At 69.6% G+C, this 13,610-nt stretch carries 14 protein-coding genes and 1 riboswitch; of the genes, 8 read left to right on the top strand and 6 right to left on the bottom strand.

The features are described 5' to 3' along the window. Positions 1 to 56: 56 nt before the first annotated feature. From ACIBTU_RS04405 to ACIBTU_RS04390, 4 genes are all read left to right on the top strand, one after another. Entirely contained in the window at positions 57 to 374 is a 318-nt protein-coding gene (locus ACIBTU_RS04405; RefSeq protein ID WP_399124379.1) for a cupin domain-containing protein, read from the top strand. Positions 375 to 565: 191 nt separating this feature from the next. Continuing rightward, positions 566 to 778 carry a DUF5326 family protein gene (locus ACIBTU_RS04400; protein ID WP_399124378.1) on the top strand — a complete coding sequence of 71 codons (213 nt, stop codon included), beginning with the start codon at positions 566 to 568 and terminating at the stop codon, positions 776 to 778. A 232-nt stretch (positions 779 to 1,010) separates the two neighbouring features. After that, positions 1,011 to 1,736, top strand: a complete 726-nt coding sequence (locus ACIBTU_RS04395; protein ID WP_399124813.1) for an IclR family transcriptional regulator — start codon at positions 1,011 to 1,013, stop codon at positions 1,734 to 1,736. A gap of 100 nt (positions 1,737 to 1,836) precedes the next feature. Beyond that, on the top strand, positions 1,837 to 2,304 hold the full coding sequence (locus ACIBTU_RS04390; protein WP_188337927.1) for an SsgA family sporulation/cell division regulator: 468 nt from the start codon (positions 1,837 to 1,839) through the stop codon (positions 2,302 to 2,304). 75 nt (positions 2,305 to 2,379) lie between these two features. On the opposite strand, the gene ACIBTU_RS04385 is transcribed toward ACIBTU_RS04390, so the two are convergent. Then, on the bottom strand, positions 2,380 to 3,711 hold the full coding sequence (locus ACIBTU_RS04385; protein WP_399124377.1) for a YibE/F family protein: 1,332 nt from the start codon (positions 3,709 to 3,711) through the stop codon (positions 2,380 to 2,382). Positions 3,712 to 3,782: 71 nt separating this feature from the next. After that, positions 3,783 to 3,946: riboswitch (TPP riboswitch) on the top strand. On the opposite strand from ACIBTU_RS04385, the gene thiC reads away from it, so the two are divergent. After that, positions 3,939 to 5,717, top strand: coding sequence for a phosphomethylpyrimidine synthase ThiC (thiC, locus tag ACIBTU_RS04380; RefSeq protein ID WP_399124376.1), 1,779 nt, complete (start codon positions 3,939 to 3,941; stop codon positions 5,715 to 5,717). (Overlaps the previous riboswitch by 8 nt.) A 57-nt stretch (positions 5,718 to 5,774) precedes the next feature. Here thiC and ACIBTU_RS04375 read toward each other — a convergent pair whose 3' ends face one another. Next, complete coding sequence (locus tag ACIBTU_RS04375; protein WP_399124375.1) at positions 5,775 to 6,029, bottom strand: hypothetical protein; 255 nt, start codon at positions 6,027 to 6,029, stop codon at positions 5,775 to 5,777. On the opposite strand from ACIBTU_RS04375, the gene ACIBTU_RS04370 reads away from it, so the two are divergent. Further along, positions 6,013 to 6,351 carry a winged helix-turn-helix transcriptional regulator gene (locus ACIBTU_RS04370; protein WP_399124812.1) on the top strand — a complete coding sequence of 113 codons (339 nt, stop codon included), beginning with the start codon at positions 6,013 to 6,015 and terminating at the stop codon, positions 6,349 to 6,351. The genes ACIBTU_RS04375 and ACIBTU_RS04370 overlap by 17 nt on opposite strands. Positions 6,352 to 6,471: 120 nt before the next feature. Here ACIBTU_RS04370 and ACIBTU_RS04365 read toward each other — a convergent pair whose 3' ends face one another. From ACIBTU_RS04365 to ACIBTU_RS04355, 3 genes are all read right to left on the bottom strand, one after another. Continuing rightward, positions 6,472 to 7,332, bottom strand: a complete 861-nt coding sequence (locus ACIBTU_RS04365; RefSeq protein WP_399124374.1) for a hypothetical protein — start codon at positions 7,330 to 7,332, stop codon at positions 6,472 to 6,474. A gap of 182 nt (positions 7,333 to 7,514) precedes the next feature. After that, positions 7,515 to 8,603, bottom strand: a complete 1,089-nt coding sequence (locus tag ACIBTU_RS04360; protein ID WP_399124373.1) for a metallophosphoesterase — start codon at positions 8,601 to 8,603, stop codon at positions 7,515 to 7,517. Positions 8,604 to 8,818: 215 nt separating this feature from the next. Beyond that, the gene (locus tag ACIBTU_RS04355; protein ID WP_399124372.1) at positions 8,819 to 9,931 is read right to left on the bottom strand and encodes a LacI family DNA-binding transcriptional regulator; all 1,113 of its coding nucleotides are present in this window, start codon (positions 9,929 to 9,931) and stop codon (positions 8,819 to 8,821) included. A gap of 412 nt (positions 9,932 to 10,343) precedes the next feature. Here ACIBTU_RS04355 and hisC point away from each other — a divergent pair, with 412 nt between their 5' ends. Further along, positions 10,344 to 11,423: a histidinol-phosphate transaminase gene (gene hisC, locus ACIBTU_RS04350; RefSeq protein ID WP_399124371.1), complete on the top strand. Its 1,080-nt coding sequence runs from the start codon at positions 10,344 to 10,346 to the stop codon at positions 11,421 to 11,423. Between the two features lie 23 nt (positions 11,424 to 11,446). Here hisC and ACIBTU_RS04345 read toward each other — a convergent pair whose 3' ends face one another. After that, positions 11,447 to 11,818: a cyclophilin-like fold protein gene (locus ACIBTU_RS04345; RefSeq protein ID WP_399124370.1), complete on the bottom strand. Its 372-nt coding sequence runs from the start codon at positions 11,816 to 11,818 to the stop codon at positions 11,447 to 11,449. Positions 11,819 to 12,097: 279 nt separating this feature from the next. On the opposite strand from ACIBTU_RS04345, the gene ACIBTU_RS04340 reads away from it, so the two are divergent. Next, positions 12,098 to 13,603, top strand: coding sequence for a cytochrome ubiquinol oxidase subunit I (locus ACIBTU_RS04340; protein ID WP_399124369.1), 1,506 nt, complete (start codon positions 12,098 to 12,100; stop codon positions 13,601 to 13,603). Positions 13,604 to 13,610 lie beyond the last annotated feature (7 nt).

Genomic DNA, 13,610 nt, shown 5'->3' with positions numbered 1-13,610 from the left:
TCTGATCGTGGCAGACAAGGGCGTTGACGAGGGTGGACAGGGGCGGACGAGCAGCGATGAAGGCATTCCGGCTGGACGAACTGGAGGCGGAGCGGGCCGCCAACGACGGCGCGTATCTGCAGTTTCTGCGCGAGCGGAACATGTCGGTCGGCCTCTACGCGCTGAACGCGGGGGAGCACGACCCGCAGCAGCCGCACCAGCAGGACGAGGTCTACCTCGTGGTCAGCGGGCGCGCCTCGCTCACCGTCGGCATGGAGACCACTCAGGTCGGGCGCGGCAGCGTCGTGTACGTCCCGGCGGGCGTGGCCCACAAGTTCCACCACATCAGCGAGGACCTGCGGGTGATGGTCGTCTTCTCGCCGCCGGAGGGCTGAGCCGGAGGGCCGATCCGAAGGGCTGAGCTCCCCCGACGTGCGGCCGCTGCCGGACCCCAGGGTTCCCTCAGGGTCGGGTCAGGGGAGGACAAGGGATCCGAGGCCCCCGATCGGCCCTTCGGCATGTCAGCATCGAGTACAGGACGTCGGAGGAGCCCCCGTCGGGGGCCGCGAACGAAGGAGCGAGGGCAGTGCGAGAGATATTCGCGAGCATGCCGTGGTGGGTGAAGTGGGTCGCGGTGCCGGTCATCGCCCTGGTGGTGTTCGGCGGGCTGATCTTCAGCATCGTCAACTTCGTCGTCTGGCTGCTGTTCAAGGTGCTGGTGTTCGCCGCGATCGTCGGTGGACTCGTCTATGTCGTACGGAAGTTCATGGCGGGGTCCTCGTCGCGCGGCGACTGGTGACCCCGGAGGACACATCCGAGGCCCCCGGTCGCCGCGTCGCGCGAAGGTTCGCACGACCGGGGGAAGTTTCTGTTCCGGGTCTACGCCCGGTGCCGGCCAAGGTTTAAAGTCCGGATTCCGACGGCTTCACCCCCGTGAGCCCTGGGTATGCGGGGGCCTCACGCATCGGGAGCGAACCTTGGCCACGGCTGCTGACTCCGCACCCCCAGCCCCGCAGACACTCATCGGCTCCGTGCAGCGAGCCATGCGACTGCTCGAAGCGGTCGCGGCACACGAGGACGGGGCCCCGGCCAAGCAGCTCGCCCGGGAGGCCGGTGTCGCCCTCCCCACCGCCTACCACCTGCTGCGCACGCTCGCCCACGAGGGATATCTCCGCAAGGAGCAGGGCCTCTTCGTCTTCGGTGAGGCGGCCGAGCGCCTCAGCAGCGCGGCAGCTCAGCAGAATCGTCGCAGCATGATCACCGACGCGCTGCGGCACTGGCGGGACACCATCGGCGTCCCCGTCTACTTCGCGGTCTACCGCGACGGTGAGATCGAGCTCGTCGACGTCGCCGACACTCCGGCCAACCCGGCCGTCGAGGAATGGGCCGACTTCCGCGAGACGGGCCACGCGCACGCGATCGGGCAGTGCCTGCTCTCCCAGCTCGACGACCGCGCGCGCCGGGACCACCTCGACCGTTACCCCGCACGGTCCATCACGCCGTACTCCGTTCGTGACGATCAGTCACTGCTGCGCAAGCTGAACGGGGTCGGACGGATGGAACCGCTCGTCGAAAGACAGGAGTACGCGCTCGGGACGGCCTGTGCCGCGTTTCCCATCACCATCGGCTCGACGGCGGCCACTCTGGCGGTCTCCCTCCCAGCTCACCAGGCCGAGCGGCTCCTTCCGGTGGCACGCCGGCTGCAGCACGAGATCGGGCGACTCGTAGCGACACTCGCCTTCTCTATCAGCATCTGAAAACTCACTCCTTGTGATCCTCTGTGTACGTTGAGCAAGATGCGAACAGTGTCAGGAAGCTCATTCCTGGCCAATCGACGGCAAGTTGACGGGGTAGGCGATGCGCGAGTCGGTACAAGCAGTTCAGGCAGAGGTCATGATGAGCTTCCTCGTCTCCGAGGAGCTCTCGTTCCGTATCCCGGTGGAGCTCAAGTACGAGCCCACGGATCCGTACGCGGTGCGGCTCACCTTCCACCTTCCCGGAGACGCTCCGGTGACCTGGGCGTTCGGTCGCGAGCTGCTGGTTGACGGGGTCAACGGGGCGACCGGCGACGGCGATGTCCGGGTCTCCCCCGTGGAACCGGCGGGCGGGCGTGACACCGACGAGCTGCCCGGCGAGGTCCACATCAGGCTGCAGGTCGGCAGCGACCAGGCCCTTTTCCGGGCCGGGGTCGCGCCGATCATCGCGTTCCTGGACCGCACGGACAAGCTGGTCCCGCTCGGCCAGGAGCAGGCGATGGCCGATTTCGAGGCCGATCTCGACCAGGCCCTGGACCGGATCCTGGCCGAGGAGCAGAGCGCGGGCTGACCTTCCGGCAGCCCGCGGGACGGCAGACGTAACGCTTCAGCAGCGCGGTGCGCCCGAGCAGTTCCGCGCGCGGGTTCAGCGCTTGCGTCGCCGGCCCCGGCCGGACCGCCCCGGTACGGCCTTCGCGGGCTCGTGGGACCCCGGACGGTCGGCGGACACCACCAGAGCGGCCAGCAGGGTCGTCACCGGCACGGAGGCGACCAGTCCGATCGAGCCGACCAGCGTGCGCACGATCTCCTCGGCGACCAGTTCGCTGTTGGCGACGTCGGACACGCTGCTCTGCGCGATCGAGAAGAGCAGCAGGAGCGGCAGCGACGCGCCCGCGTACGCGAGCACCAGGGTGTTCACGACCGAAGCGATGTGGTCGCGGCCGATCCGGATGGCCGCCCGGTACAGACCGCGCCGGCCCATCGACGGGTTCGCCTCGTGCAGCTCCCAGACGGCCGAGGTCTGGGTGACCGTCACGTCGTCCAGGACACCGAGCGAGCCGATGATGACGCCGGCGAGCAGCAGACCGCTCATGTCGATGTCCGGGTACAGGCCGTGGATCAGGCCGGTGCTGTCGTCGGTGTTGCCGGTCAGCGCGGCCCAGCCGATGAACAGCGAGCCGAGCAGGCCGATCAGCAGCAGCGACACGAGGGTGCCGAGCACCGCGACGGAGGTGCGGGCCGACAGGCCGTGACACATGTAGAGCGCGATGAGCATGATCGCGCTGGACCCGACCACCGCCACCACCAGAGGGTTCGAGCCCTGGAGGATCGCGGGGAGGATGAAGAAGGTCAGCACCATGAAGCTGATCGCGAGCGCGACGAGCGCCATGACCCCGCGCATGCGTCCCACCACGACCACCGCCAGAGCGAAGATCCCGGCCAGCACCGTCATGGGGATCTTCCGGTTCACGTCCGTGACCGAGTACTGCAGGTTCTTCGGTGCGTCCGGCGCGTAGGCGACGATCACCTGCTGGCCCTCGTGCAGCTGGCGGGGCGAGTCGGGCTGCACGACCTCCGTGAACGTACGGCCCTTGTCCTTGCCGGTGTCCACGCGCACCGTCGCGATCTCGCACTCGCCCGCGGCGGCACCGGGCTTCCCGCCCGCGGGCACCGCGCCCGGGTCGCCGCTCGGCGCCCCGCCCGAGGCGTGCACCGACTTGCAGTCGACCTTCTCGACCTTGGTCACCGTGGCCTGCTGCGTCTGCCGGTCGAAGCCCACACCGGTGCGGTCGTGGGCCGGTGCGCCGCCCGGCCAGAGCACCGCCAGACCCACCACGACCGCCACGGTGAACGGGATCAGGACAGCCGCGATGACCCTCCGCAGATGCCGGGACACGGGCGCCGCCGGGCCGTGGCTGTGGGAGTGCCCGTGCGGCGGCGGGGACGAGGGAGGATCGGACTCATGCGTCGTGGTCACCGCCCGATCATCGCAAGAACGGGAGGGGCCCTCTGTTCAACGTGTCCGTCATGACGCTAGCGTGGGGGCACCTTTGCAAACGCGGGAGCTCGGAGCACCGGGCTGAGAGGGCGCTGACCTTCGTCCCAGCGCGTGTTTCACGTGAAACGTGGAACGCCGTGGACGAGAGCCGCTGCGTCGACCGCCGAACCTGTTACCGGGTAATGCCGGCGTAGGGAGTAGGTCTCATGACCACAACGGACGCACGCACGCCTGCCTCCAACGGCTCTGAGCCGGAGGCCGGGAAGTCCATCGGCTGGCACAAGGGGTACATCGAGGGCTCCCGCCCCGACCTCAAGGTGCCGGTCCGCCAGGTGCACCTCACCAACGGGCAGGACGTCACGCTGTACGACACCTCCGGCCCGTACACCGATCCGACCGTCGACACCGATGTCCGCAGGGGCCTCGCGCCGCTGCGGGAGAACTGGATCATCGCCCGCGGCGACACCGAGGAGTACACGGGACGCCCCGTCCGCCCCGAGGACGACGGCATCAAGCACACCTCGCCGCGCGGCGGTCTGCGCAACCTCGACGCGGTCTTCCCGGGCCGCCCGCGCCAGCCGCGCCGGGGCCGCGACGGCCAGGCCGTGACCCAGCTCGCGTACGCCCGCCGGGGCGAGATCACCCCGGAGATGGAGTACGTGGCGATCCGGGAGAACGTCGCGCCCGAGGTCGTCCGCGAGGAGATCGCGGCCGGCCGGGCGGTCCTGCCGGCGAACGTGAACCACCCGGAGATCGAGCCGATGATCATCGGCAAGCGATTCCTGGTGAAGGTCAACGCCAACATCGGCAACTCGGCCGTGACCAGCTCCATCGAGGAGGAGGTGGAGAAGATGACCTGGGCGACCAAGTGGGGCGCCGACACGGTCATGGACCTCTCCACCGGCCGCAACATCCACACCACCCGCGAGTGGGTGCTGCGCAACTCCCCCGTCCCGATCGGCACCGTGCCCCTCTACCAGGCCCTCGAGAAGGTCGACGGCCGGGCCGAGGAGCTGACCTGGGAGATCTACAAGGACACGGTCATCGAGCAGGCCGAGCAGGGCGTGGACTACATGACGGTCCACGCCGGCGTCCGCCTCCCGTACGTGCCGCTGACCGCCAACCGCAAGACCGGCATCGTCTCGCGCGGCGGCTCGATCATGGCCGCGTGGTGCCTCGCGCACCACAAGGAGAGCTTCCTCTACGAGAACTTCGAGGAGCTCTGCGAGATCCTCGCGGCGTACGACGTCACGTACTCGCTCGGCGACGGCCTGCGCCCCGGCTCCATCGCGGACGCCAACGACGAGGCGCAGTTCGCGGAGCTGCGCACGCTCGGCGAGCTGAACTCCATCGCCAAGCGGCACAACGTGCAGACCATGATCGAGGGCCCGGGCCATGTCCCGATGCACAAGATCAAGGAGAACATCGACCTCCAGCAGGAGATCTGCGAGGAGGCGCCGTTCTACACGCTCGGCCCGCTGACCACCGATGTCGCCCCGGCGTACGACCACATCACGTCCGGCATCGGCGCCGCGATGATCGCCTGGTGGGGCACCGCGATGCTCTGTTACGTCACGCCCAAGGAGCACCTGGGCCTGCCGAACAAGGACGACGTGAAGACCGGCGTCATCACGTACAAGATCGCGGCGCACGCGGCCGACCTCGCCAAGGGGCACCCCGGCGCGCAGGAGTGGGACGACGCGCTGTCGGACGCCCGCTTCGAGTTCCGCTGGGAGGACCAGTTCAACCTGGCCCTCGACCCGGACACGGCACGGGAGTTCCACGACGAGACGCTTCCGGCCGAGCCCGCGAAGACCGCGCACTTCTGCTCGATGTGCGGTCCGAAGTTCTGCTCGATGAAGATCTCGCAGGACATCCGCCGCGAGCACGGCACGACCAAGTCCGAGGTCGAGGCGGGCATGGAGCAGAAGTCGAAGGAGTTCGCGGCGAGCGGCAACCGCGTGTACCTCCCGATGGCCGACTGACTCGACCCGGTCACCGACTGAGCGCCCACGGCACCCGGCCGCGGGCGCTCAGGGCGCTCAGAGCGCTGCGGGAGCGCCCGCGACGCCGAACGGGTTGTCGATCACATACCGGCAGAAGCCGTCCGGCCCACGCCGCGCCACATCGGTCGCGGTCCCTTCGACGCGGACACCGTTGCCGTCCGCGGCGACTCCCTCGATGACGAAGTCGACGATCAGCAGGGCCAGATCACCGACGACGTACGTGTGACGGGGAGCGACCCGGATCGGGACCCGCAGCCGCAGGAACGCGTCGTTGGTGGAGGTGGCCCTCACGGCGGTCTCCGGCCGCTGGACCACGCTGCTGTTGCGCGAGCTGATGGGCGGCCCCCGCGGGTTCACCGAACTGCGCGCCCTGCTCCCCGACCTGTCCCCGAAGGTGCTCAGCGAGCGGCTCCACGCGCTCCAGGAACGCGGGCTCGTCACGGTCGAGCGGCGCCGCGGCTTCCCCGTACGGACCCGGTACGAGCTGACGGAGGCGGGCCGGGCCCTGCGCGCGCTGCTGGTGGAGCTGTACGCGACGGGCGAGCGGCTGCTGAGCCTGACCGGCGCGGCCTCCGCGGACGGCGATCACACGTCCGGCGATACGACGGCATGACGGCATGACGGCATGACGGCATGACGGCATGACGGCATGACGGCATGACGGCATGACGGTGGGCCCGGGGGCCTTTGGGCCGATCCGAGCCGAGAGCACGGCCCCGTGCGCCGCCGGACCTCAGTCCGGTCGGTGCTCGGGGCCGCCGAAGTCCGGGCTCGTGAAGTCCGGGCTGGAGAAGCCGGCGCGCTGGCCCGTGGCCGTGCCCCCGCCGCTCTCCGGACTCGTGAACCCCGGCCGGTTGTAGCCGAGCTGCGGCATGCGTCCGGCGGGGCCGCCGTGGCCCCCGCCGAGCGGTGTGCCGCCCTCCGGCGGGTCCGTCTGGGCCTCCCGCAGGAACGGCACGATGCCGCGCTCGAGCAGCGCCTCTCCCCAGGCCTCCCTGGCCCGTGCCAGAGCCTCGTCGGCCTCGTCCGGCGCACCGGCCCGCACCGACGTCGAACCGTTGCGCAGCGCCGCGAGGAGCAGGCAGACGGCCGCGACGAGGATGCCCGCCGCGGTGCAGGCCGCGAAGATCCAGCCCGCCATCAGCATCGTGTCGGCGAAGTCCGGTGCCGGGTCGAGCATCTTCAGGATGTAGCCGACCAGCAGGAAGATCGCGGCGGCCGTACCGGCGAGGACCGGGGCGAGGACGACGGCGACCGCGGCGACGCCCGGTCCCGCCGTCTCCGCGACGAGCCCGATCGGACCGGTGCTTTCCGCCGCGGCGGGGCTGTCTCCTTCCCTTTCGGGACGGACGGGCCGCGGGGCGGTGCGTATGTCCTCGCGGACCTTGAGGAAGTGCTGGTACTCGGTGGCGGCCGCGGTGTTGATGAGTGCGGCGGCGCCCAGCGCCATGGTGCGCAGCTGTTCGGGGTTGAGCCGCCTGCCCACGGCGGCGAGATCAGGGCGGTCGGTCGCGGTACGCAGCGCCTCATCGAGGATCCGCTCGAACTCGGGGCGGTCCTCGTTCAGCAAATGCGGAGCGCTGTTCATGTGCATCCCCCGATGCTCCGTAGGGCTTGGTGGCCCGCATGGTTACGAGCCGTAGGGCAGAAACGGAGGGGAGCCTGCTACGGATAAGCCGATGGTAGAGCGGTCACGGCAAGCGGTGACAGGGGGTTTCCGGAAATTGGCCCGGTGGCCAGCCGGATCCTCCGCTTACGCGCCTGCCCGATCAACCGTCATTCATCCATGGGGAGTTGCTGGACCAGCAGCTTTCCGGCCATGGTCACGCCGCCGTCCATGGCGATCGCCAGACCGCCGGCGTACCGGTGCGGTCCCTCGACGGCGGGCCGGCTGTCCTCGCCGTCCGCGTCCTCGCCGCCGACCTCGCCCAGCAGGTACGGGATCGGGCTGTGACCGTGGACGACGCGCGAGCCGCCGTACGCGCCGAGCAGCTCGCGGACCGCGCCGGGCCCGGACTCCTCGTCGCGGAACGCGAAGCGCTTGGTGAACTTGCGGAACAGGTCCCAGCACTCGTCCGCGTCGTTGCGCGTGAGGGTCTCGCGGACCGTGTCGTTGACCGCCTCGATCGAGTCGCCGTAGTCGAGGTAGGCGGTGGTGTCGGAGTGCATGAGGAGGTGGTCGTCCTCGAGCTCGATCGCGTCGAGCCGGGACATCCACTGCAGGTGCACGTCCTGCAGGCGGTCCATGTCGGACTTCTGCCCGCCGTTCAGCAACCAGGCCGCCTGGAAGGTGGCGGTGCCCGCGCCGGAGTTGACGGGGGTGTCGCCGAAGCGCTTGGCGCCGAGCAGCAGCAGCTCGTGGTTGCCCATGAGCGCCTTGCAGTAGCCGCCGGCCGCGGCGGCCTCGGCGGAGAGCCGCATCACGAGGTCGATGACGCCGATGCCGTCGGGGCCGCGGTCGGTGAAGTCGCCGAGGAACCACAGGCGGGCGTTGCCCGCGGCCCAGTTGTCGTTCTCGTCGAGCAGGCCCTTGTCCCGCAGCGCCGCGATCAGCTCGTCGAGGTAGCCGTGGACGTCGCCGACGACGTACAGCGGGCCGAGGCCGTCGGCCGCCGGGGCGGCCGGCGCGGGCTGCGGGAGCTCGACCTGGACGGTGTCCCCGCGGTTGATGACCGGGAGGTTCCGCTCGGTCGGGGTGTAGCCGTCCGGGTAGGCCTCGGTGTCCTCGCGGGGAGCCGCGCCGGGGCCGGGGACGGGGTCGGCGGGCACCATGTTCGTCGGTACGTCGTGGACGTACGCGGGAACACGGAAGTCACGCAGCGTCTCCGTGCGCGCTGCGGATCCCTGACCGGCCCCCTGAGTCATCGACCCCTCCACCCTTGCGCCGCCTGTGCACCGGATCGGACTGCCTGGTCGCAGCGGCCCGCGGTGTCGTGCGCCCATCATAGGAACGCCGCTCGGGCTGTGTGATGCACCAGGGGTGGTGAATCCGTGACGGACGGCTGTTCACCGTGCTTTTCTCCCGAATTGGTGTGGACTTTTCCTCTCGGTCACGGGCGCGCGGAGGCGGCGGGCGGCGGTCAGCCCTTGCCCGGGGAGCGGGGCGGACTGACGGTGGTGCGGGGCGGGCGGCGCTGCGAGGAGGCGCGCACGATCAGTTCGGTCGGTATCACCTGCTCGACCGGCTGGTCGGACTCGACGCCCTCGATGGCGTCGATCAGGAGCTGGACCACGGCCGTGCCGATGCGCCGGGGCTTCAGCGAGAGCGTCGTGATGGGCGGCTCGGTGTTGGCGTACATCGTGGACTCGCTGCAGCAGACGAGCAGCAGGTCGTCCGGGACGCGCAGGCCGTAGCGGCGGGCCGCGGCGAGCAGGTCCGTGCCGTTGGGGTCGAAGAGGCCGTAGACGGCGTCCGGGCGGTCGGGCCGGGCGAGCAGCCGGTCGGCGGCGACGGCGCCCGCGCACGGGTCGTGCGCGGGGTAGGACTCGTAGACCGGTTCCTGGCCGATGCGCTCGCACCAGCGCAGGTAGGCGGAGGTGGACAGGTGGGTGTAGGTGTCCGTGGTGTTGCCGGTGAGCAGGCCGATGCGGCGGGCGCCGGCCTCGGCGAGGTGGTCGAGGATGCCGAGGACGGCGGCCTCGTGGTCGTTGTCGACCCAGGCGGTCACGGGAAGGGTGCCCGCGGGACGTCCGTCGGAGACGACCGGCAGGCCCTGGCGGACCAGCTCGGTGACGACCGGGTCGTGGTCGGAGGGGTCGATGACGACGGTGCCGTCGAGCGCGACGTTCGACCACACGTCGTGGCGTGAGGTGGCGGGCAGGATGACGAGGGCGTAGCCGCGGGCGAGCGCGGCCGAGGTCGCGGCTCTCGCCATCTCCGCGAAGTACGCGAACTCCGTGAAGGTGAAAGGTTCATCCCCGTACGTCGTCACGGTCAGACCGATGAGGCCCGACTTGCCGGTACGGAGCGTGCGGGCCGCCGCGGAGGGGCGATAGCCCAACCGGTCGGCGACCTCGCGGACATGGCTTCGGGTGGCGTCGGGGAGCCGGCCCTTGCCGTTGAGCGCATCGGAGACAGTCGTGATGGAGACCCCGGCGGCGGCGGCAACGTCTCTGATGCCGGCCCGTCCCTGCCGGGTGCCCCTGCGGGTGGTCTCCGCCCGGCTCACCTGGTGCTTCCCTGCTGCTGTCATGGCGAGCCGATAGTAGGGCTCATGCGGCCGCATGGCGGGGGCGCATATGCCGGGGTTGACAGGCACGTTTCTGCAAGGTGATACATCGTCAATGACCATGGATTGAAAGGCAGTTACTGGCTCTGACTGTAATACCTCACTTGTCGGTACGCGTGGGCCTGCCAAGTCGGCGATGTTGCGAACAGGTCTCAACTCACCTTCACGGGTGATGCGCGCCACGGCGCAAGCCACCGGCGCACGCCAGGACGCCGAGCGCTCCCCCCAGGGATGCACGCCTCGGGTGTGCCGTCGGGTGCGCCCGTCGTACGCCGGCCGGACCCCTGCGGGCACCTCCTGGCTCCGCCCCATTGGGGTGCGCGCCGAATCCTCTTAAGGTGTGCAGTATTGGAACGGTGGCCTTAGGAGGACTGCGGTGAGCGAGACGAACCCCAAGCTGCGTGCCGAGCTGGCGGGTGTCCCCGCCTACAAGCCGGGCAAGCCCGCGGCTGCCGGGGGGCCGGTGGCGTACAAGCTCTCCTCCAACGAGAACCCGTATCCGCCGCTCCCCGGTGTCATGGAGCGGGCGATCGCCGCGGCCGGCACCTTCAACCGGTACCCGGACATGGCCTGCACGGGTCTGATGAACGAGCTGGCGGACCGGTTCGGCGTGCCGGTGACGCATCTGGCCACGGGCACCGGCTCGGTCGGCGTCGCCCAGCAGCTGCTGCAGGCGACCAGCGGGCCCGGCGACGAGGTGATCTACGCCTGGCGGTCCTTCGAGGCGTACCCGATCATCACGCAGATCAGCGGCGCGAAGTCGGTCCAGGTGCCGCTCACCGACGGCGAGGTGCACGACCTGGACGCGATGGCCGACGCCATCACGGACCGCACGCGCCTCATCTTCGTCTGCAACCCCAACAACCCCACGGGCACCGTGGTGCGCCGGGCCGAGCTGGAGCGCTTCCTCGACCGGGTGCCCTCCGACGTGCTCGTCGTGCTCGACGAGGCGTACCGCGAGTTCATCCGGGACGCCGAGGTGCCGGACGGCGTGGAGCTCTACCGGGACCGGCCCAATGTCGCGGTGCTGCGCACCTTCTCCAAGGCCTACGGTCTGGCCGGGCTGCGGGTGGGCTTCGCCATCGCCCACGAGCCGGTGGCCGCCGCGCTGCGCAAGACGGCGGTGCCCTTCGGCGTCAGCCAGCTCGCGCAGGACGCGGCCGTGGCCTCGCTGCGCGCGGAGGACGAGCTGCTCGGCCGGGTCGGCACGCTGGTGTCCGAGCGCACCCGTGTCGTGGCCACGCTGCGCGAGCAGGGCTGGACGGTGCCCGAGACGCAGGCGAACTTCGTCTGGCTGCGGCTCGGGGACCGGACGATGGACTTCGCGGCGGCCTGCGAGGCGGCCGGTGTCGTGGTGCGGCCCTTCGCCGGTGAGGGGATGCGGGCCACGATCGGCGAGACCGAGGCCAACGACATCTTCCTGCACGCGGCGCAGCAGTTCCGCAAGGAGCTCTGACCGCCGGGCGGATCAGGGCCGGTTCAGGCCAGTTCGACGCGGATCGGGTCGCCGCCGCGCACCGTCGCGAGCACCCGCGGGTCCCCGTCGAGCCGGCCGAGCAGGTTGCACGGGCTCGCGAGGCGGCACTCGTCGCCTCGCGAGATCGGCGTGGGGCCGTAGGGGAGGGCGAGGGCGTCGCCGTCCGTCCAGAAGGCGACGGTGCCGGGTTCCACGACCTGGCGGGCGTCCTCCTCGGCCGGGACGCTGACGCCCGTGTCGAAGTAGACCTCCTCGCCCCAGGTGTTCGCCGTCGAGCTCAACGGCAGTTTCGCGAGCAGGGCCTTGCCGGTCGGGGTGGACTCGACCGTCGCCGTGGTGTGTCCGGCCGGCCAGGAGATGCGAATGCGCGTCATGCCGCGGATTCAACAAGATGTTGAAGTTCCCCGGAAGCCCCTGTCCATCCAGTGAACCCCGTCCTGTGAGCCCCGTCCCGTGAGCCCCGTCCGAGGGGCCGGGCCGTGGGCTGTGGCGTTCCTCCCAGTAAGGGGACCCCCGTGCGGATCCCGACAGCCAGTACGACATAATGCTTGTGAATGTGAACGCGTTCACAAGCGTGTCCCGTTCCTCCCAGGATTTGTGGGATTAAAGGGGCAAACTGCCGCTGTGACCACGGCGAGGTAAGGAGTGACGCAGTGAACCTGGCTCTGGCGCCGGAGACGCTGGCGCGATGGCAGTTCGGCATCACCACCGTCTACCACTTCCTGTTCGTCCCCCTGACGATCTCCCTCGCGGCTCTGGTCGCCGGGCTGCAGACCGCCTGGGTGCGCACGGAGAAGGAGAAGTACCTCAGGGCGACCAAGTTCTGGGGCAAGCTCTTCCTGATCAACATCGCGATGGGGGTGGTCACCGGCATCGTGCAGGAGTTCCAGTTCGGCATGAACTGGTCGGACTACTCCCGCTTCGTCGGTGACATCTTCGGGGCGCCGCTGGCCTTCGAGGCCCTGATCGCCTTCTTCTTCGAATCCACCTTCATCGGGCTGTGGATCTTCGGGTGGGACAAGCTGCCGAAGAGGATCCATCTGGCCTGCATCTGGATGGTGTCGATCGGCACGGTCCTGTCCGCGTACTTCATCCTCGCGGCCAACTCCTGGATGCAGCACCCGGTCGGCTACCGGATCAACAAGGCGAACGGCCGCGCCGAACTCACCGACTTCTGGCACGTGCTGACGCAGAACACGGCGCTGACCCAGTTCTTCCACACTCTGACCGCCTCGTTCCTCACGGGCGGAGCGTTCATGGTCGGCATCGCGGCCTTCCACCTGGCCCGCAAGAAGCACGTCGGCGTCATGAAGACCTCGCTGCGCCTCGGCCTGGTCACCGTCGTGATCGCCGGCCTGCTCACCGCCGTCAGCGGTGACCTGCTCGGCAAGGTGATGTTCAAGCAGCAGCCCATGAAGATGGCCGCCGCCGAGGCCCTGTGGGAGGGTCAGGACTCGGCGCCGTTCTCGGTGTTCGCCGTGGGCGACGTCAGCAAGGGCCACAACACGGTCGAGCTGTCGATCCCCGGGATACTGTCCTTCCTCGCCGACGACGACTTCACCTCGTACGTCCCCGGCATCAACGACACCAACAAGGCCGAGCAGGAGAAGTACGGGCCCGGCGACTACCGCCCGATCATCCCCGTCACCTTCTGGGCCTTCCGCTGGATGATCGGCTTCGGGATGGCGTCCTTCGCGCTCGGCATCCTCGGACTCTGGCTCACCCGCAAGAAGTTCATGCTGCCGCAGCATCTGAGGGTGGGTGAGGACGAAGTGCCGAACCTGGTCCTCTTCAAGAACAAGGCGCTCAACCCGAAGTTCACCAAGCTCTACTGGCTCGTCGCGCTGTGGACGCTCGGCTTCCCGCTGATCGCCAACTCCTGGGGCTGGATCTTCACCGAGATGGGCCGCCAGCCGTGGGTCGTCTACGGCGTCCTGCAGACCCGCGACGCGGTCTCCCCCGGTGTCTCGCAGGGCGAGGTCATCACCTCGATGACCGTCTTCACACTGCTCTACGCGGTCCTCGCCGTGATCGAGGTCAAGCTCCTCCTGAAGTACGTGAAGGCCGGCCCGCCCGAGCTCACCGAGGACGACCTCAACCCGCCCACCAAGATCGGTGGCGACCGGGACGCCGACAAGCCGATGGCCTTCTCCTACTAGGCCCTGG

It is taken from the genome of Streptomyces sp. NPDC050145, assembly GCF_044460245.1.
Lineage (GTDB): Bacteria > Actinomycetota > Actinomycetes > Streptomycetales > Streptomycetaceae > Streptomyces.
The sequence above is the reverse complement of the archived record's forward strand: the minus strand, read 5'-3'. Positions and strand labels throughout refer to the sequence as shown.